Raw genomic sequence first — 17982 nt, forward strand, 5'->3', positions numbered from 1 at the left:
GCTCAGCTCTTGGCCGACACCTTGTGCCGCATCAGCTGGCCCTTCTCTCTCTCCCAGTCGCGTTTCTTCTCGGTGTCGCGCTTGTCGTGCTCGGCCTTGCCCTTGGCCAGTGCGATCTCGACCTTCACCCGCGCGCCCTTGTAGTGCAGGTTCAGCGGCACCAGGGTGAAGCCACGCTGCTCGACCTTGCCGATCAGGCGCTTGATCTCGGCCTTGTGCATCAGCAGCTTGCGGGTGCGGTCGGCCTCGGGGTTGACGTGGGTCGAGGCGGTGCGCAGCGCATTGATGCGGCAGCCGATCAGATAGAGCTCGCCATTGCGTATGGTCACATAGCCATCGGTCAGCTGGACCTGGCCGGCACGGATCGCCTTGACCTCCCAGCCTTCCAGCACCAGGCCGGTCTCGAAGCGTTCCTCGATGTGGTAGTCAAAACGGGCACGACGGTTTTCTGCGATGGACATGGGGGCTTAATTTGTGGCGAAGGGCGCCAATACAATCCCTGCATTGTATGAAGCACGTGAAGAAGTCAGTTTTGCTCTGGTACTCGCCGCGCGAGATGTACACCCTGGTGACCGGGGTGCGCGAGTATGCGCAGTTTCTGCCCTGGTGTGACAGTGCCGAGGTCTTGTCCGAAACCGAGAGTGGCATGACGGCCCGCCTGGGCCTGTCCTACGCCGGCGTGCGCCATGCCTTCACCACCCGCAACGAGCATGAGACGGATCGGCGCGTCAGCGTGCAATTGGTCGATGGCCCGTTTTCGCTGCTGGACGGCACCTGGCAGTTCCTGCCGCTGGGCAAGCCGGGGGGTGAGGCCGAACAGGCCTGCAAGATCGAGTTCGATCTGCGCTATGCCTTCTCCAGCAAGGCGCTGGAGGCGGTGCTGAGCCCGGTGTTCGACCGTGTGGCCAACACCTTTGTCGACTGCTTTGTGCAGCGCGCCGAGCAGGTCTATGGGCCTCGCTGAGCCTTTGCTGGCGATAGAAGTGGTGCACAGCCCTGTGGCAGCGCAGGTCGAGCGGCTTGAACTCAGGGTGGCGGCCGGCACCAGTCTGGCCCAGGCGCTGGTGCAAAGCGGTGTGGTCTTCGACCCGGCCCGGAAGGTCGGCATCTGGGGTCGCGTGATGCCGCCCGACACCCTGCTGCGCGACCGCGACCGCATCGAAATCTACCGACCCTTGACCGTGGATCCCAAGGAGGCGCGGCGCCTGCGCTACCGCAGCCCTGGCGACAAGAGCAAGCGCGTGAGGCCCAACCCGCGCCGCTGAGCCCGCACGGACAAGGCGGAAGCCTTGGCCCGGCTGGCGAAGGCCCGGCCGCGATACAAGCGGACGGGCTAGGGCTTCACTGTGGCTTGGCGCAATCGTTGTTCATGACGCCGCGGGCGCGCTGGATCTCCGCCGCACGCTGCTTGTCGTCGAGGATCTCGCGCTCGCCCTTGTCGTTGGTGCGCGAAACGCGCATGCCGTCTTCCAAGGTACGCAGGTAGCTGCGTGCCTGGCTGCAGTTCTCCTGCTTGATCTGGATATTCTTCTGCTCATCGGCCTTGGCCTTGGCCACCTGCTCCTGCTCGGCTTTGCGGCGGCGGGCCTCGAGTTCGGCGTCGGCCTTGCTCTCGACCTTGGGTTTGGGGGCGGCTTCGGCAGGCGCCGAGGCGGCACCACCGAGCGGCACCGTGCTGATGACCTGAATGCGCTTGGTCGCCGAGGCGGGCTGCTGCAGGATGTCCTTCTCGGCCACGCCGGCTGGCGGCGGGCGGTCGCTGTACTGGACCTTGCCCTCGGCATCGCGCCACTTCCATTGCGCCGCGGCTGGCTGGCAAAGGGCCAGGCCCAGCAGGGCGAAGATCAGATGCGCGCGCACGGTTGTCATGTGTTTACAGCCCGAGAAAAGACACAGGCCAGTTTAGCCCTCGCCAGACGGCCAGACAATGCGCGGCGCGTGACTTACACCACGTATCAAACCTCACATCGGCGGGGGTCGCAACGGCTTCCGTATAATCCGCTTTTGCGTCAGGAGCCTCTCTCATGCGCCTTTTAGGAAAAGCGCTCACTTTCGACGATGTGTTGTTGGTGCCAGCGTACTCCCATGTGTTGCCTCGCGACACCTCTCTTGCCACCCAGTTCACCCGCAATATCCGCCTGAATCTGCCGCTGGTTTCCGCCGCGATGGATACGGTCACGGAGTCCCGCCTGGCGATCGCCATTGCGCAGGAGGGTGGCATCGGCATCATCCACAAGAACATGACCGCGCAGCAGCAGGCCGCGCAGGTCGCCAAGGTCAAGCGCTACGAATCCGGCGTGCTGCGGGATCCGATCACCATCACACCCGATGTGACGGTGCGTGCGGTGATGGCGCTGTCGGCCCAGCACGGCGTGTCGGGCTTCCCGGTACTTGAGGGCAAGACGGTGGTCGGCATCGTCACCGGCCGCGACCTGCGTTTCGAGACCCGCCTGGACGCCCCGGTGCGCGAGATCATGACACCGCGCGAGCGCCTCATCACCGTCGGCGAACGCGCCACGCTCGAAGAGGGCAAGGCGCTGATGCACAAGCACAAGCTGGAGCGCGTGCTGGTCGTCAATGCCGCGTTCGAGTTGAAGGGCGTGATGACTGTCAAGGACATCACCAAGCAGACCAGCTTCCCGAATGCCGCACGCGACGCCCAGGGCAAGCTGCGCGTCGGCGCCGCTGTGGGCGTGGGTGAGGGCACCGAGGAGCGCGTCGAACTGCTGGTCAAGGCCGGCGTCGACTGCCTGGTGGTGGACACCGCACACGGCCACAGCGCCGGTGTGATCGAGCGCGTGCGCTGGGTCAAGCAGAACTTCCCGAATGTTGATGTGATCGGCGGCAATATCGCCACCGGCGCGGCCGCCCTGGCCCTGGCCGAGGCTGGCGCCGACGCGGTCAAGGTCGGTATCGGCCCCGGTTCGATCTGCACCACGCGCATCGTCACCGGTGTCGGCGTGCCGCAGATCATGGCCATCGACGCGGTCACGCAAGCCTTGAAGGGCTCCGGCGTGCCGATGATTGCCGACGGCGGCATACGCTTCTCCGGTGACCTGGCCAAGGCCATCGCGGCCGGCGCCAACAGCGTGATGATGGGCGGCATGTTCGCCGGCACCGAAGAGGCACCGGGCGAGGTCATCCTGTACCAGGGCCGCACCTACAAGAGCTACCGTGGCATGGGCTCGATGGGCGCCATGCAGCAGGGCTCGGCCGACCGCTACTTCCAGGACAGCGCGACCAACAACCCGAACAACCCCAACACCACCAAGCTGGTGCCGGAAGGCATCGAGGGTCAGGTGCCGTACAAGGGCTCGGTCGTGTCCATCATCTTCCAGATGGCTGGCGGTCTGCGCGCCTCCATGCACTACTGCGGCTGTGAAACCATTGAAGACATGCACAACAAGGCCGAGTTCGTCGAGATCACCTCGGCCGGCATTCGCGAAAGCCATGTCCACGATGTGCAGATCACCAAGGAAGCGCCCAACTACCGCATGGAGTAAGGGCATCCGTGGCTGATTCATCAACGACACCCGTCGCTGCGGTCCCGGCGGCGGGCGGCCGCAAGGCCGCCATGTCCTTCATCATGATCACCGTGCTGATCGACATGGTGGCGATCGGCCTGATCATCCCGGTCCTGCCGCCGCTGGTGGGCACCTTCACTGCGGGCTCGCAGGCCGACCAGGCCTTCTGGTTCGCGGCGGTCTCCTTCGCCTTCGGCATCGCGAACTTCTTCGGTTCGCCGGTGCTGGGGGCGCTGTCCGACCGCTATGGCCGCCGGCCGGTGCTGTTGATCGGCTTCAGCGGCCTTGCCCTGAGCTTCTTCGTCACCGCCATGGCCACGGCCCTGTGGATGCTGATCGCGGTGCGCTTGTTCTCGGGTGCGATGCAGGCCAATGCGGCGGTGGCCAACGCCTATGTGGCCGACATCACCCCGCCCGAAGACCGCGCCAAACGCTTCGGCCTGCTGGGCGCGATGTTCGGCATGGGCTTCATCCTCGGCCCGGTGGCCGGCGGGCTGCTGGGTGAGATCAATCTTCATCTGCCCTTCTTCGTGGCCGGCACGCTGGCGCTGATGAACTGGCTATACGGCTATTTCGTGCTGCCCGAGTCCCTGCCGGTGGAGCGCCGGCAGACGATCAACTGGGCCCGCGTCAACCCGATCAGCTCGCTGAAGGCCCTGAGCCAGTTGAAGGGCGTCGGTGGCCTGGTCGCGGTGATAGGCCTTAGCGCGCTGGCCCAGTTCATCCTGCACTCGACCTGGGTTCTCTACACCCACTTCAAGTTCGGCTGGGGCCCGAAGGAGAACGGCCTGTCGCTGTTTGCCGTGGGCATCACCTCGGTGCTGGTGCAGGGCTTTCTGCTGGGCAAGCTGCTGAAGATCTTCTCGGCCCAGCGTCTGGCCGTGCTGGGCCTGCTGTCGTCCAGCCTGTGCTTCGCGCTGTGGGGCGCGGCCAGCGAGGGCTGGATGATGTATGCGGTGATCTTCTGCAATCTGCTGGGCTTCTCGGCGGCGGCTGCGATCCAGAGCCTGTTCTCGAACGCGGCCGACGCGAGTGCCCAGGGCGCGACGATGGGCGCCATGGCCTCGCTGAACAGCCTGATGGCGGTGGCCGCACCGGTCGTCGGCGGCGGCCTCCTGACCCTGGTCTCAGAGTTGCCCAAGGGCCATTGGTTGATCGGCCTGCCTTACTACTTCTGCGCGCTGCTGCAGCTGGCGGCGATGCTGCTGGCCCTGCGTCACTTCACGCGCGAGCGGGCCCGCAAGGCCGTTCTGGCCGGCGGCCACGCGCTGTAAAAAACTTTGGACTCCAACCATGCATGACAAGATCCTGATCCTCGATTTCGGCTCCCAGGTCACCCAGCTGATTGCCCGCCGCGTGCGTGAAGCCCATGTGTTCTGCGAAGTCCATCCCAACGATGTGTCGGACGAGTTCATCCGCAGCTTCGGTGCCAAGGCCATCATTCTGTCGGGCTCGCATGCCTCGACCTACGAAGAACACGACCTGCGCGCACCGCAGGCGGTGTGGGACAGCGGCGTGCCGGTGCTGGGCATCTGCTACGGCATGTTCACGATGACGGTGCAGCTCGGCGGCCAGGTCGAGGCCAGCACGCACCGCGAGTTCGGCTATGCCGAGGTTCGGGCCCACGGACACACCGAGCTGCTCAAGGGCATCGAGGACTTCGCCACGCCCGATGGCCACGGCATGCTCAAGGTCTGGATGAGCCATGGCGACAAGGTCACGGCCATGCCCCCGGGCTTCAAGCTGATGGCCTCCACGCCCAGCTGCCCGATTGCCGGCATGGCCAATGAGGAGAAGCACTACTACGCCGTGCAGTTCCACCCCGAGGTCACGCACACGGTGCAGGGCGCGGCCCTGCTGACCCGCTTTGTGCGCGATATTGCCGGCTGCAAGGGCGACTGGATCATGGGCGACTACGTCAACGAGGCGGTGGCCCGTATCCGCGAACAGGTTGGCGACGAGGAGGTCATTCTGGGTCTGTCCGGCGGCGTCGACTCCAGCGTCGCCGCGGCGCTGATACACCGCGCCATCGGTGACCAGCTGACCTGCGTGTTCGTTGACCACGGCCTCTTGCGCCTCAACGAAGGCCAGATGGTGATGGACATGTTTGTCGGCCAGCTGCATGCCAAGGTCATCCATGTGGACGCCAGCGAGCAGTTCCTGGGTCATCTGAAGGGTGTCAGCGACCCGGAGCAGAAGCGCAAGATCATCGGCCGCGAGTTCGTCGAGGTCTTCAAGGCCGAGGCCGGCAAGCTCAAGGGGGCGGGCGCCAAGGGCGCAAAATGGCTGGCCCAGGGCACGATCTATCCGGACGTGATCGAGTCGGGTGGCGCCAAGACCAAGAAGGCGGTCACGATCAAGAGCCATCACAACGTCGGCGGCCTGCCCGAGCAACTCGGCCTGAAGCTGCTGGAGCCGCTGCGCGAACTGTTCAAGGACGAGGTGCGCGAACTGGGCCTGGCCCTGGGCCTGCCCGAGGCCATGGTCTATCGCCATCCGTTCCCCGGCCCGGGCCTGGGCGTGCGCATCCTCGGCGAGGTGAAGAAGGAGTACGCGACGCTGCTGCAGCGCGCCGACGCGATCTTCATCGAGGAGCTGCGCAACACCATAGACCCGGCCACCGGCAAGACCTGGTACCAGCTGACCAGCCAGGCCTTCACCGTCTTCCTGCCGGTGAAGAGCGTCGGCGTGATGGGCGACGGACGCACCTACGACTATGTGGTGGCCCTGCGTGCCGTGCAGACCAGCGATTTCATGACCGCCGACTGGGCCGAGCTGCCCTACGCGTTGCTGAAGAAGGTGTCGGGCCGCATCATCAACGAGGTGCGCGGCATCAACCGTGTGACCTACGACGTGTCGAGCAAGCCGCCGGCGACAATTGAGTGGGAGTGACCTAACGTTGTGCCGGGCCAATTAGGGAGTGACAGTCGTAGTGCCGAATCTCCGTGAGTCTGCGCTCCGACGGATGGGTCTTCGGCCACTGCGCCGACGGGTCAGGTCGAGTCTTCACGCTGCGTGGTAGCCTGCTTGGCAGGGTGCGCCGCTGGTAGCGTACGTCGCTATTGAGGCGAAGTTGCAGATGATGGGCCTAGACAGTTCAGTGGCCTTCATGGTGCTCGGGGTTGTCGTGCTCCTGGTGGTGCTTTTGGCGCGTCAGTGTTCTGCGCAGAGGCGGGAGCTGATCAGGGCCGCAAGGTTGAACAGCTTTTTACGCACGCTTTCGCATGCCGATCGCATGATCCTGCGCGTGCAGTCCGACGCAGAGTTGTGGCGCGAAGCCTGCGACATCTGCGTTGATACCGGAAAGTCAGTGCTGGCCAGCGTCTATGTCCTGGACGGCATGTTGGTTCACCGCGTGGCCAGCGCCGGTCCAGCCGTCAAGTTGCTGGAGAACGTGCCGCAGACACTGGACATGAATACTCCGGAGCTGCGGGGGACCTACACCGCTCAAGTGCTGTTTGACGGTGTTCGGCTGGTCAGCAATGACTATGTGTTGGATCCGCGGGCCGGGCGATGGCGGGAGGAGGCCGTCGCGCAGGGCGTTCGCGCGATCGCGTGGATTCCGTTGAGGCGCGCCGGCAGTGTGGTGGCGGCGTTGATGCTGTGCGCAGATCAACGGGACTATTTCGACGCCGAACTTCTGCGGTCGCTCGACGAACTCGGGGAGGACTTGTCCCTTGCCCTGGACGGCATTGAACGAAACAGGGAACGACTCGCCGCCCAACTTCAAGTCGAAGCTGGGCTTGACCGTTTTCGCGCGCTGTTCAACTGTGCACCGGTGCCAATGGCCATTCTCTCGATTGCCGAGCGGCGAATACTGGAGGTCAATGATGCCCTATGCAGCTGGTACGGCATGGACCGTGCCGACATCATCGGCAGCGTCTCCTCTGCGCATGCCTATGGCCTCGTGCCGGAGGACAGGGAGCAGTTTTACAGGACCTTGAATGCCGACGGAAAGGTCCGCAATCTGGTACTCAGGGTGCGGGATGCGCAAGGCACCGAGCATCAGGAAGTCTTCAACGCGAAGCCCATCGAGTATCTGGGGCAGGCTTGTTGCCTGGTGACCAGCGTCAACCTGCAGTGGATCTACGGCCGCGGCGGAGAGGGCGCCCGGAGCAATGCACCCAACTTCCCCGGCTGAACTGAGCCGCACGGTCCTTTGGCTGTGGTGGCCTTGAGTCGCCGGCAGGCTGGCGTCATGCCCGGTGAATAAACGCGCGCATGATTGGAGTGGTTCTGTACGCTGCTGCCTCCATTCAAGCAGTGCGTTCATGAGGCGCGCGCCATAGCCGAGCGCTCATCCCGCGCCGCAAGAACCGCAATTGGTGTGCGGCGCGTTCTCTTTCGTCAACCGAAACCGATGAGATGATCAGCTGATGGCTACTTCCGGACACCATCGCTGCATTGTGCTCAGCTCGCCCTGGGCCGGGGTCTATGGCGTGCAGACCGACAGCGCCCGCCACTTCGGCCGGCATTGGCATGGCACATTCGGCGTCGGGTTGCTGGAGCAGGGCGCGCAGCGGTCGGCCAGCGGACGCGGTGCCGTCGAGGCTTTTGCGGGCGACCTGATCACCAGCAATCCGGGCGAAGTTCATGACGGCCGACCACTGGGTGATGCCGCGCGGCGCTGGCATATGGTGCATCTCGACCCGGACGTGATCGCTGCGATGGTGCCGCCGGGCCGTGTCTTGCCCGACATCGAATGGACGCGGCCGGTGATTCAGGATGCGCGCCTGCGCATTGCGCTGCAGCGGCTGCTGCGCCAGATGGACCGCTGGAATGCCGGTCAGGCCGTGACCGACGCCGACCGGCTCGCCTGCGAGGAAGCGCTGGTGCAGACCTGCGGCTTGCTGCTGGAGGGACATTCGACCGCAGCGCCCACGGAGGATGCTGGCGGCGATACCGCCCGTGTGCGGGAGCGCCTGGCCGACGAGGCGCTGGACCCGCCAACCTTGACCGACCTCGCCACGATGGCCGGCCTCAGCAAATACCAGCTGCTGCGGCGTTTCACCCAGGCCTATGGCCTGCCACCGCACGCCTGGCTGCTGCAGCAGCGGGTGGAGCGGGCCAGGCGCCTGATACGCGATGGTGATGACCTGGCGACCGCGGCTCTGGCCTCCGGCTTTGCCGACCAGAGCCATATGACGCGCCTGTTCGGGCGGCATTTCGGCTTCACGCCCGGGGCCTGGCAGCAGGCGGCCGTCCGCCGACGATCGCAATAACGTTCAAGACCCGTGCCAAACAACTCCCGAGACTGCCTCCTGTTCACTTGGGGAGATCGGGATGATGTCGGAGGCGATGAAAGGCCAGCTGCTGTGCAGCCTGGCCATGGTGCTGGTGGGCAGCACGGTGGTGGTCAGCAGGATCATCGGGGTGGAGGTCGAGCCCTTCCTGGCGACGGCGATGCGCCATGCGCTGGCGCTGCCGGTGTTTCTGCTGTTGATGCACTTCAAGGGCGCGCGCTTGCCGCGTGTCGGTACCCGCGACGCGGCCCTGCTGCTGGTGCAGGCGGCGGCGGGCAGCGTGGGCTACACGGTGCTGCTGATACAGGGCGTGGTGCTGGCCGGCGCGGCCAATGCCGGCATCGTGACCGGTACGCTGCCGGCGGTGGCGGCCCTGTTTGCGGTGCTGTTCCTGGGCGAGCGACCGGGCGTGCGTTTGGGCCTGGCGATCGCGCTGGCGGCGCTGGGTGTCGTCGTCGTGACGCTACCGTCCGGCGCCCCGGCGCTGGACGCGCAGCGGCTCAAGGGCGTCGCCCTGGTGCTGGGCGCGGTGGCCTGCGAGGCGGTGTTCATCCTGGCCAACAAGCGGCTGTCGCGCCCGATGCCGGCCCTGGCCCTGTCCACTCTGATGTGTGCGGGTGGCCTGCTCTTGTCGGTGGTGCCGGCCTGGCTGGCGGCGGGCCCGGCGCCGCTGACCGTCGCCACGCCGGCGCTGCTGGGCATCGTCTACTACGCCTGGGTGCCGACAGTGCTGGGCTTCCTGCTCTGGTATGCCGGCAGCGCGCGCACCAGCGGTGCGCGGGCCTCGCTGGCCACGGCCTGGTTGCCGGTCTCGGCGATGCTGCTTTCGGCCCTGTGCCTGGCCGAGCCCATCAGCGCCTGGCAGTGGCTGGGCCTGGGCTGCGTGCTGCTGGCCATGGTCTTGGCAGCGCCGCGCGGTCGAACCGCGGCTTGAGACCGGTCAGCTGTCGTGGCGCCTGGCCACGAAGAACAGCCGCGGAAAGGCCAGCAGCCGCTTGCCGTCGGCACGGGCCGGATAGGCCGCGTCAATGCGTCGCTCGTACTCGGCCAGGAACAGCGGCCGCAACTCGCCCGGCAGGGCCTCGACAAAGGGCTTCAGGCCGGTGGCGCGCAGCCATTGCACGATGGCCGCGGCATCGTCCATCAGGTGGTAGTAGGTGCTGCGCCAGACATCGACCTCGGCCGTGGCCGCCAGCAGGTCGTAGTAGTGCTCGGCCTGCAGGATGCGCGCCCGCACCTGGCCGGCGTCGCCGATGGCCGGGGCAAAGCGTGGGTCGGCCGCCAGCTCGCGCATCAGCTGGTGCGAGGGCTGGTCGAGGTTGTCCGGCATCTGCACCGCCAGCACGCCGCCGGGCGCCAGGGCGGCCAGCAGACCAGGCATCAGCTGCTCGTGATTCGGCACCCACTGCAGTGCCGCGTTCGCGTAGGCCAGATCCACCGGCGGGCCTGAGGGTGACCACTGCGAGATGTCACCCAGCTCGAAGGTGAGGGCGGGCAGCCGCTGCCGCGCGCTGGCCAGCATGGCCGGCGAACTGTCCAGCCCGGAGATGCCGGCCTGGCCGTAGCGGGCCAGCAGCAGCTCGGTCGAATTGCCCGGGCCGCAGCCCAGGTCCACCACCCGGCCGGGCGACGTCAGCGGCACCCGGGCCAGCAATTCGGCGGCGGGGCGGGTGCGCTCGTCTTCGAAGCGGGTGTAGAGGGCGGGGTTCCAGTCCGGGGTGTTCATGGCTTGCTCCTTGAGATTTTCAATCGAGTCTTATGTCTTATATAAGACTTCAGATGAATTGTAGCGGCTTCGCCTTTGTGCGCGACACTGGGGCATGAGCGACTTGAACTCCGTGGTGGTGCTCGGCGAAGCGCTGCTGGATCTGTTTCCCGATGGCGCGGTGCTTGGCGGCGCGCCGTTCAATCTGGCGCGCAACCTCGCCGCCCTGGGCGCCGCGCCGCTGATGGTGACGCGCGTAGGCGTCGACGCCGCCGGCGAGAGCATCGCCGCCGAGTTTGTCCGCTTCGGCATGGATACCGGCGGCCTGCAGCGCGACCCGCAGCGGGCGACCGGCGTCGTCCATGTACGGATGGAGGGCCAAGAGCACCGCTTCGAGATTGGCGCCGACAGCGCCTGGGATGCACTCGATTCGGCGGAGCTGGTGCGCAGCGTCGAGGCCGCCCGGCCGGCCTGGATCTGCTTCGGCACGCTGGCCCAGCGCGACCCGCTGTCGCGCACGGCGATACGCGCCGGCCTGGCCTGTACCAAGGCGCAACGCTTTCTCGACCTGAATCTGCGCGACGGCCCGGATAACCGCGCCTTGGCCGAGGCCTCGCTGGCCCTGGCCGATGTCGTCAAGGTCAATAAGGCCGAGCTGGAGGCCTTGCTGGGCTGGTTCGGCACGCCGGGGCATCCCGCGCCGATCGAAGGCTTGGTCGAGCGCTTTGATCTGCAGACCCTGCTGATCACCCGCGGCGCCGATGGTTGGGCCTGCTTCGACGCGTCCGAACGGCGCTGGCTGGAAGGCAGGGCGCCCGCGGAGGACGTGATAGACACCGTTGGCGCCGGAGATGCCTTCTCGGCGGTCTTTCTGCTGGGACGGCTGCGCCAATGGCCGCTGGCCCTGACCTTGCAACGCGCAGGCGAGTTCGCCTCCGCCATGTGCTCCTTCAAGGGGGCCGTGGACCCGAGTCTGCGCGCCCATGCCGAGGCTCGGACCGCATGGGCTTAGCATCGAGGCTCGTTCGTGACGAGGGCAACACCATGCGCATGCTTTTCACTGTCCTGGGTCTGCTGCTGACGGTGGCCATCGTGGGGCTGCTCGTCAAGAAGCAGATGTCCGCGATCACGCCGGCCGCGCAGACGCCGGCAGCCACCACCGCCGGCCAGATGGAGGGAGCCCCGCCGATGCTTGCGAACCAGGCTCAGCAGGTGCGCGACGATGTGCAGAAGGCGCTGGCGCAGGGTGCCGCGGCCAATGCGGCCGCCGCCTCGGCCGCGAATCAGTAAGCCAGGGCCTGTGCCAGGGCCTGCACCGTGCGGGGCGCGCAGCCCTCGGCATGGTTGCTGATGCAGACATAGGCCTTGTGGCCCGCCTCGACCGTGGCGCGTACCACCCGGCTCAGCAGCGCATGGGTGGCGGGGTCGGGGTCGAGGATCTGGTCGAACAGGCCGTATCGCTTTTGCGCTTCCTCGTAGCCGAAGGGGCCGAAGCGGGCGTTCAGGTTCCAGCGGCAGACCAGGGGCCCAGGCCACAGGCGCCGCAACACCTTCAGCTGCAACTCCAGGTCGCCCAGCTTTGGGTGGACACCCAAGCAATAGGTCGCGCCATGGCGCTTGAGCAGATCGGCGAAGGCGGCGCTCAGAAAGGCCGGGTCGCGCACCTCGACGGCGATCACGCCATCGGGGGCCAGCGGCTGCAGCGAGGGCAGGGCGGCGAGCATCGCGTCCAGCTTTTGCAGCACCTCGGGCATGTTCGCCAGTTGCTGCGGTGCCAGCGGGCTCAGCTGGAACACCAGCGCGCCGATCTTGGCGCCCAGGCCCTCGAGCGCCGGCTGCACGAACTCCTGCACGGCCAGCACGGGGTCGAGAAACGCGGTGTTGAGCTGTTGGCCACGGCCATCCTCGTCGCGCACCTGGGCATCGCTGACGAGGCTGGGCGCCTTGACGACAAAGCGAAAGTCGTCCGGCACCTGGGCGGCATAGCGCTCGTACTGGGCAGCGGTCAGCGCGCGGTAGAAGTTGCGGTCAATGCTGACGGTGCGCATCAACGGGTGTCGGGCATAGACCTGCAGGCCCTGGCGTGACAGCAGCGACTCGCCATGCTCGCCGGCCCAGACCAGGCCGGCCCAGCCGGGATAGCTCCAGGACGAGGTGCCCAGATGCAGCTGCGGCGGCAGGCGCTGTGCCAGGGCCACGGTGTCGGCATCGACGGTGGCTGGCTGGATGCTGCTGCCCGCGCCCTTGGGCGTGCGTTCGATGGCGGCCGGGGCGGGCAGGATTTCGTCTGGGAACAAGGCGTCTTGCATGGTCCAAGCATAGCGTTGACTGCGGCTGCGACACCTCGGGTTGCTACACTTCGCCCGGCCTGCCCATGACCGATTCCACCCCCCCATCCACCGCCCAGCCCGACGCGTCCGAGACCCTGGCCGCGGACACATATGCCATGCGTCTGGCGCTGGACCAGGCGCACAACGCGCTGCTGGTGGGCGAGGTGCCGGTGGGTGCGGTGATCATGCGCGGCGGCCAGGTCATCGCCACCGGCTACAACCGGCCTATCACCACCCATGATCCGACCGCACACGCCGAGATCGTCGCGCTGCGCCATGCCGCCCAGCTGCTGGGCAACTACCGCCTCCCCGAGTGCGAGCTGTTCGTGACGCTGGAGCCCTGCGCGATGTGTGCGATGGCGCTGATGCACGCGCGCTTCAAGCGCGTCGTGTTCGCCGCGACCGACCCGAAGACCGGTGTGGCCGGCTCGGTGCTGGACCTGTTCGCCGACAAGCGCCTGAACCACCACACCCAGGTGCAGGGCGGCGTGCTGGCCGAGGCCAGCTCGCAGCTGCTGCGCGACTTCTTTGCCGAGCGGCGCGCTGCCGCCAAACGCAGGCGCCAGGCTCCCGCCGGCGATACCGATCCCATTCCCCAAGGCGAAGCCTTGCACCTGGACGACACATGACCCGACACACGCTGTGTGATACCACCGAAGGCACTTGCGGCCACACCGATGCCGAGCATCAAAAGATGAGCATGGTGACCCTGTTTACGCCGGCCGGCGTGGTGGCCAAGGCCGCGCCACTGAAGCTGGCCGCCAAGCGACTGAAGGCTCTGGGCTATGAGGTCAGCATCGATGCCGACGCCCTGGCCAAGCACCAGCGCTTTGCCGGTGATGACGCGACCCGCCTGGCCGCGCTGCACCGCGTCGCCGAGCAGGCGCCCAGCATCGCGCTGGCCACCCGCGGCGGCTATGGCATGACGCGGCTGCTCGATGGCATCGACTGGGCCCTGATCGCGCGAAGCGTGGAGCAGGGCACGCGCTGGGTCGGCCAGAGCGACCTGACCTCGCTGCAGCTGGGCCTCCTGGCCCACACCAAGTCGGCCGCCGGCCTGCACACCTGGGCCGGCCCGCTGGCCTGCGACGACTTCGGTCGCGCCGAGTCCGACGGCGGCGTTGACGATGTGACGCAGGATTGTTTCACCGAGGCGATGGACGGCGCGCTGGAGGCCGTGGGCTTCCGCACCGAGGCCGGCTTCGATGGCGTCGATGTCAAGGGCACGCTGTGGGGCGGCAATCTGTGCGTGCTGAATTCGCTCTTGGGCACGCCTCATATGCCGCGCATCAAGGGCGGCATCCTGTTCCTGGAGGATGTCAACGAGCATCCCTACCGCATCGAGCGCAATCTATTGCAGCTGCAGCAGGCAGGCATTCTGGATGCGCAGAAGGCCATCGTGCTGGGCGCCTTCAGTGCCTGGCGCAAGTCACCGCTGGACCGGGGCTATACCTTGAAGAGCGCCATCGAGGCGGTGCGCGCCCGCACCCGGACGCCGATACTGACCGGTCTGCCCTTCGGCCATGTGCCGACCAAGGTCTGCCTGCCTGTCGGTGCCAAGGTCACCCTGGCGGTGCAGGGCCGGGACGCCTTCATGGGTTGGGACCACTTCTAGTCAGTTGGGGACAGAGCAGATGCTGACGCATCAGGGCTGTCCCGCAAGGCATCGATAGGCGCCGCAGCGAAACGAATCACTTGACGTAGCAAGCCCTGCATTCAGGGGTCGCTTACTGGCAAACCCTAGGTGTCGCCGGCGCGTCACCCCTGCGCGACCGCTTAGAATGCGCGACCACGCCTCGGGACGACACGGCCACAAGCCATGCCTTCCAGAGGCTGAATTTTTTTGGCCGGGGCGTCATGGTGATCCGTATGACGCTTGGATTGGGACTTTTGGAGAGCCATATGGGCAGCTTGAAAGCAAGAGCGCGCAACGTAATGCGCGCTGCAGCGGGTGTTGCAAGTTTGGCACTGATGGCAGTGCTGGCCGGTTGCGACAACAACCCCTGGCCCAGCGATGCCGCCGCCACCAACACCTTCTTCACCTCGGTGCAGGAGCGCTCGCCGCGCCACCTGGACCCGACGGCCTCGTACTGGAACAACGAGACGCCCTACACCTACTCGATCTACGAGCCGCTGTATGGCTACCACTACCTGAAGCGCCCCTTCACCCTGGTGCCCAAGACGGCCGCCGAGGTCGTCAAGCCGATCTATCTCGACAAGGACGGCAAGATCCTGCCCGAGGACGCACCGGGCGAGAGGATCGCCGAGAGTGTCTATGAGGTGCCGATCAAGAAGGGCGTGCTCTACCAGCCGCACCCGGCCTTTGCGAAGGACGAGCAGGGCAACTACCGCTACCACGCGCTGAAGGCCGGTGAGCTGGGACCGAAGCGCTCGCCGCTGGAGTTCGAGCACCAGGGCACACGTGAGCTGGTGGCCGACGACTTCGTCTACGCCCTTCGCCGCCATGCCACGACCCGCATCACCGCCCCGATCTACGGCCTGTTCTCCGAGTACGTGGTCGGCCTGAAGGAATACGGCCCGCTGATCAAGGCCGAGGATGCCAAGCTGCGCAAGGGTCTGGCGCCGACCGATATGGACAAGCCCTTCCTGGACTTCCGCAAGTTCGAGATGTCCGGCGTCACCGCGCCGGACAAGCATCTGCTGCGCATCCGCATCAAGGGCAAGTATCCGCAGTGGAATTACTGGATGGCAATGACCTTCCTGGCGCCCATCCCCTGGGAGGCCGACGCCTTCTATGCGCAGAAGGGCATGGCCGCGAACGGCCTGACGCTTGACGTCTGGCCGGTGGGCACCGGCCCCTTCATGATGACCGAGTATGTGCAGGACCGCCGCCATGTGCTGGCGCGCAACCCGAACTACCGCGGCGAACCCTATCCCTGCGACGGCATGCCCGGCGACAAGGAGGCCGGCCTGCTGGCCGACTGCGGCAAGAAGACCCCCTTCATCGACAAGGTGGTGTTCACGATCGACAAGGAGAAGGTGCCGCGCGAGGCCAAGTTCAAGCAGGGCTTCTACGACACTCCGGTGGTCGAGCGCACCGACACCGGTCTGGAGTACATCGTCCAGGCCAAGGACTCGGAAGACGTGAAGCGTGAGTTCGACTACAAGGGTTTCCAGCTGCCCAAGTTCATCGACACCAACAGCTATTTCATCGCCTTCAATATGCTGGACCCGGTCATCGGTGACATGGGTACGGCCGCGGAGAAGCTGAAGAAGAAGAAGCTGCGCCAGGCGATCGCCATCGTCATCGACTGGGAGGAGTGGAGCCGCATCTTCCCGATGGATGCCGGCGAGGCCGCGATGGGCCCGCTGCCCGGCGGCCTGTTCGGCTCGCGCCATGGCACGCCGGAGGGCATCAACCCGGTCACGCACAAGCTGGTCAATGGCGAGGCCCAGCGCCGCTCGATCGAGGAGGCCCAGCAGTTGCTGATCGAGGCCGGCTACCCCGGCGGACGCGACGCCCAGTCCGGCCAGCCGCTGGTCTTGAACTACGACTACTACTCGGCGCCGACGCCCGAGACCAAGTCGCGCCTGGACTGGACGGTCAAGCAGTTTGCCAAGATCGGCCTGCAGCTGGAGGTGCGCGCCACCGACAACAACCAGTTCCAGGACAAGGTGCGCAAGGGCAAGCACCAGATCTTCTGGCTGGGCTGGCTGGCCGACTACCCGGACGCCGAGAATTTCCTGTTCCTGCTCTACGGCCCCAACGGCAAGACCAAGGCCGATGGCGAGAACACCTCGAACTACGAGAGCGTCGAGTTCGACAAGCTGTACAACCAGCTCAAGCAGCTCGATGACGGCCCGGAGAAGCAGGTCGTGATCGACAAGATGGTGAAGATCGCCCAGGAAGACACGCCCTGGACCTGGGGCTACTTCCCCTTTGCCTCCAGTGCCTACCAGGCATGGGTGCACAACGCCAAGCCGGCGGTGATGATCCGTGACGGCCTGCGCTACTACCGGGTGGACGCCGCCGAGCGCGTGCGCCGCACGGCCGACTGGAACAAGGCGATCTGGTGGCCGCTGATCGGGGGCCTGCTGGCGATTGCGCTGGTGGTCTGGGGGGCGGTGCGCAGCTTCAAGAAGCGCGAGCGCCTGAATGCGCGCGGCGAACTGCTGGCCTGACGAAAGTTCACGAGGATTGACCAGATGATTTCCTATATTGTGCGTCGCCTCGCCTATGGCGCGCTGGTGCTGCTGGGCGTGAACCTGGCCACCTTCTTCCTGTTCTTCACCGTCAACACGCCGGACGATATGGCCCGGCTGAACATCGGCGGCAAGCGCGTCACGCCCGAGCTGATCGAGAAGTGGAAGATCGAGCGCGGCTATGACAAGCCGCTATACGTCAACGAGAGCAAAGAGGGGGCCGAGCGCTTCACCGAGACCATCTTCTGGGAGCGCTCGGTGTCGCTGTTCACCCTGAACTTCGGCCGCGCCGACGCCGAGAGCGCCGGCGAGATCGGCCACCAGATCAAGTCACGGATGATCGTCAGCCTGCAGATGGCGCTGCCGCTGTTCATCCTGCAGGTTTTTGCCAGCACCGCCTTTGCGCTCCTGCTGGTCATGTTCAGGCACACGCGCTTCGACTTCTGGGGTGTGGTGCTGTGCGTGGTGATGCTGTCAATCTCCAGCCTCTTCTACATCATCGTTGGCCAGTTCCTGTTCTCCAAGCTGCTGCGCCTGGCGCCGATCTCGGGCTATGCGCCGGGGCTGGATGCGATCAAGTTCATGATGCTGCCGGTGCTGCTGTCGCTGGTGGCCCGCCTGGGCACCGAAGCACGCTTCTACCGCGTGATGTTCCTCGAGGAAATCGGCAAGGACTATGTGCGCACCGCCCGTGCCAAGGGCCTGGCCGAGCATGTGGTGCTGTTCCGCCATGTGCTGCGCAATGCCTTGATCCCCATCATCACCAGCGCCGGTTCCTATCTGCCCTATGTGTTCCTGGGCAGCCTGGTGTTCGAAAGCTTCTTCGGCCTGCCGGGGCTGGGTGCCTATGTGATCGAGGCGATCTCGGGCCAGGACTTCGCCATCGTGCGGACCATGGTGTTCCTGGGCTCCCTGCTCTACATCGCCACCTACATCTTGATCGACCTCGCCTACACCTGGGTTGATCCCCGCGTGCGGCTGGGCTAAGGCCCACAAGGCTTTCCCAGAGTTCTGGA

Annotated in this window: 18 protein-coding genes; 14 read left to right on the forward strand and 4 right to left on the reverse strand. The window is 66.0% G+C overall.

The features are described from left to right. Positions 1–2 precede the first annotated feature (2 nt). Positions 3–461: an SsrA-binding protein SmpB gene (smpB, locus tag DES47_RS02185; protein WP_133699016.1), complete on the reverse strand. Its 459-nt coding sequence runs from the start codon at positions 459–461 to the stop codon at positions 3–5. A 47-nt stretch (positions 462–508) separates the two neighbouring features. Here smpB and DES47_RS02190 point away from each other — a divergent pair, with 47 nt between their 5' ends. Continuing rightward, a complete protein-coding gene (locus DES47_RS02190) occupies positions 509–964 on the forward strand; it encodes a type II toxin-antitoxin system RatA family toxin (RefSeq protein WP_133699017.1) in 456 nt (151 codons plus the stop codon). Then, positions 951–1265, forward strand: coding sequence for an RnfH family protein (locus tag DES47_RS02195; protein ID WP_166651811.1), 315 nt, complete (start codon positions 951–953; stop codon positions 1263–1265). Before DES47_RS02190 ends, DES47_RS02195 begins: the two co-directional genes overlap by 14 nt. A gap of 76 nt (positions 1266–1341) precedes the next feature. Here DES47_RS02195 and DES47_RS02200 read toward each other — a convergent pair whose 3' ends face one another. After that, positions 1342–1869: a DUF4124 domain-containing protein gene (locus DES47_RS02200; RefSeq protein ID WP_133699018.1), complete on the reverse strand. Its 528-nt coding sequence runs from the start codon at positions 1867–1869 to the stop codon at positions 1342–1344. A 155-nt stretch (positions 1870–2024) separates the two neighbouring features. On the opposite strand from DES47_RS02200, the gene guaB reads away from it, so the two are divergent. From guaB to DES47_RS02235, 6 genes are all read left to right on the forward strand, one after another. Next, positions 2025–3503: an IMP dehydrogenase gene (guaB, locus tag DES47_RS02205; protein ID WP_133699019.1), complete on the forward strand. Its 1479-nt coding sequence runs from the start codon at positions 2025–2027 to the stop codon at positions 3501–3503. A gap of 71 nt (positions 3504–3574) precedes the next feature. Continuing rightward, on the forward strand, positions 3575–4798 hold the full coding sequence (locus DES47_RS02210; RefSeq protein ID WP_133699690.1) for an MFS transporter: 1224 nt from the start codon (positions 3575–3577) through the stop codon (positions 4796–4798). A 19-nt stretch (positions 4799–4817) separates the two neighbouring features. Further along, on the forward strand, positions 4818–6416 hold the full coding sequence (guaA, locus tag DES47_RS02215) for a glutamine-hydrolyzing GMP synthase (protein WP_133699020.1): 1599 nt from the start codon (positions 4818–4820) through the stop codon (positions 6414–6416). A 187-nt stretch (positions 6417–6603) separates the two neighbouring features. Then, the gene (locus DES47_RS02225) at positions 6604–7665 is read left to right on the forward strand and encodes a GAF domain-containing protein (RefSeq protein WP_133699021.1); all 1062 of its coding nucleotides are present in this window, start codon (positions 6604–6606) and stop codon (positions 7663–7665) included. A gap of 235 nt (positions 7666–7900) precedes the next feature. After that, positions 7901–8746 (forward strand): helix-turn-helix transcriptional regulator, encoded by an 846-nt coding sequence (locus DES47_RS02230; RefSeq protein WP_133699022.1) that lies wholly within the window; start codon positions 7901–7903, stop codon positions 8744–8746. 76 nt (positions 8747–8822) lie between these two features. After that, positions 8823–9701, forward strand: coding sequence for a DMT family transporter (locus DES47_RS02235; protein ID WP_243748120.1), 879 nt, complete (start codon positions 8823–8825; stop codon positions 9699–9701). Positions 9702–9707: 6 nt separating this feature from the next. Here the strand turns inward: DES47_RS02235 and tam are convergent, their stop codons facing one another. Further along, positions 9708–10493 (reverse strand): trans-aconitate 2-methyltransferase, encoded by a 786-nt coding sequence (gene tam, locus DES47_RS02240; protein ID WP_133699023.1) that lies wholly within the window; start codon positions 10491–10493, stop codon positions 9708–9710. A 94-nt stretch (positions 10494–10587) separates the two neighbouring features. Here tam and DES47_RS02245 point away from each other — a divergent pair, with 94 nt between their 5' ends. Together DES47_RS02245 and DES47_RS02250 are read left to right on the forward strand one after the other, a co-directional pair. After that, on the forward strand, positions 10588–11484 hold the full coding sequence (locus tag DES47_RS02245) for a PfkB family carbohydrate kinase (protein ID WP_133699024.1): 897 nt from the start codon (positions 10588–10590) through the stop codon (positions 11482–11484). Between the two features lie 38 nt (positions 11485–11522). Beyond that, a complete protein-coding gene (locus tag DES47_RS02250; protein ID WP_243748121.1) occupies positions 11523–11762 on the forward strand; it encodes a hypothetical protein in 240 nt (79 codons plus the stop codon). Here the strand turns inward: DES47_RS02250 and DES47_RS02255 are convergent. Beyond that, positions 11756–12781: a DUF72 domain-containing protein gene (locus DES47_RS02255; RefSeq protein ID WP_133699026.1), complete on the reverse strand. Its 1026-nt coding sequence runs from the start codon at positions 12779–12781 to the stop codon at positions 11756–11758. The two genes, DES47_RS02250 and DES47_RS02255, sit on opposite strands and share 7 nt — an antisense overlap. Before the next feature lie 65 nt (positions 12782–12846). Between DES47_RS02255 and tadA the strand changes: the two genes are divergently transcribed. The 4 genes from tadA (at position 12847) to DES47_RS02275 (ending at position 17953) form a co-directional block, all read left to right on the forward strand. Then, a complete protein-coding gene (gene tadA / locus DES47_RS02260; RefSeq protein WP_133699027.1) occupies positions 12847–13431 on the forward strand; it encodes a tRNA adenosine(34) deaminase TadA in 585 nt (194 codons plus the stop codon). 65 nt (positions 13432–13496) lie between these two features. Next, complete coding sequence (locus DES47_RS02265) at positions 13497–14417, forward strand: LD-carboxypeptidase (RefSeq protein ID WP_133699692.1); 921 nt, start codon at positions 13497–13499, stop codon at positions 14415–14417. Positions 14418–14704: 287 nt separating this feature from the next. Then, positions 14705–16945 carry an ABC transporter substrate-binding protein gene (locus DES47_RS02270; protein ID WP_243748122.1) on the forward strand — a complete coding sequence of 747 codons (2241 nt, stop codon included), beginning with the start codon at positions 14705–14707 and terminating at the stop codon, positions 16943–16945. A 24-nt stretch (positions 16946–16969) separates the two neighbouring features. Continuing rightward, the gene (locus DES47_RS02275) at positions 16970–17953 is read left to right on the forward strand and encodes an ABC transporter permease (RefSeq protein WP_133699028.1); all 984 of its coding nucleotides are present in this window, start codon (positions 16970–16972) and stop codon (positions 17951–17953) included. Positions 17954–17982 lie beyond the last annotated feature (29 nt).

Source organism: Roseateles toxinivorans (assembly GCF_004362525.1).
GTDB lineage: Bacteria > Pseudomonadota > Gammaproteobacteria > Burkholderiales > Burkholderiaceae_C > Paucibacter > Paucibacter toxinivorans.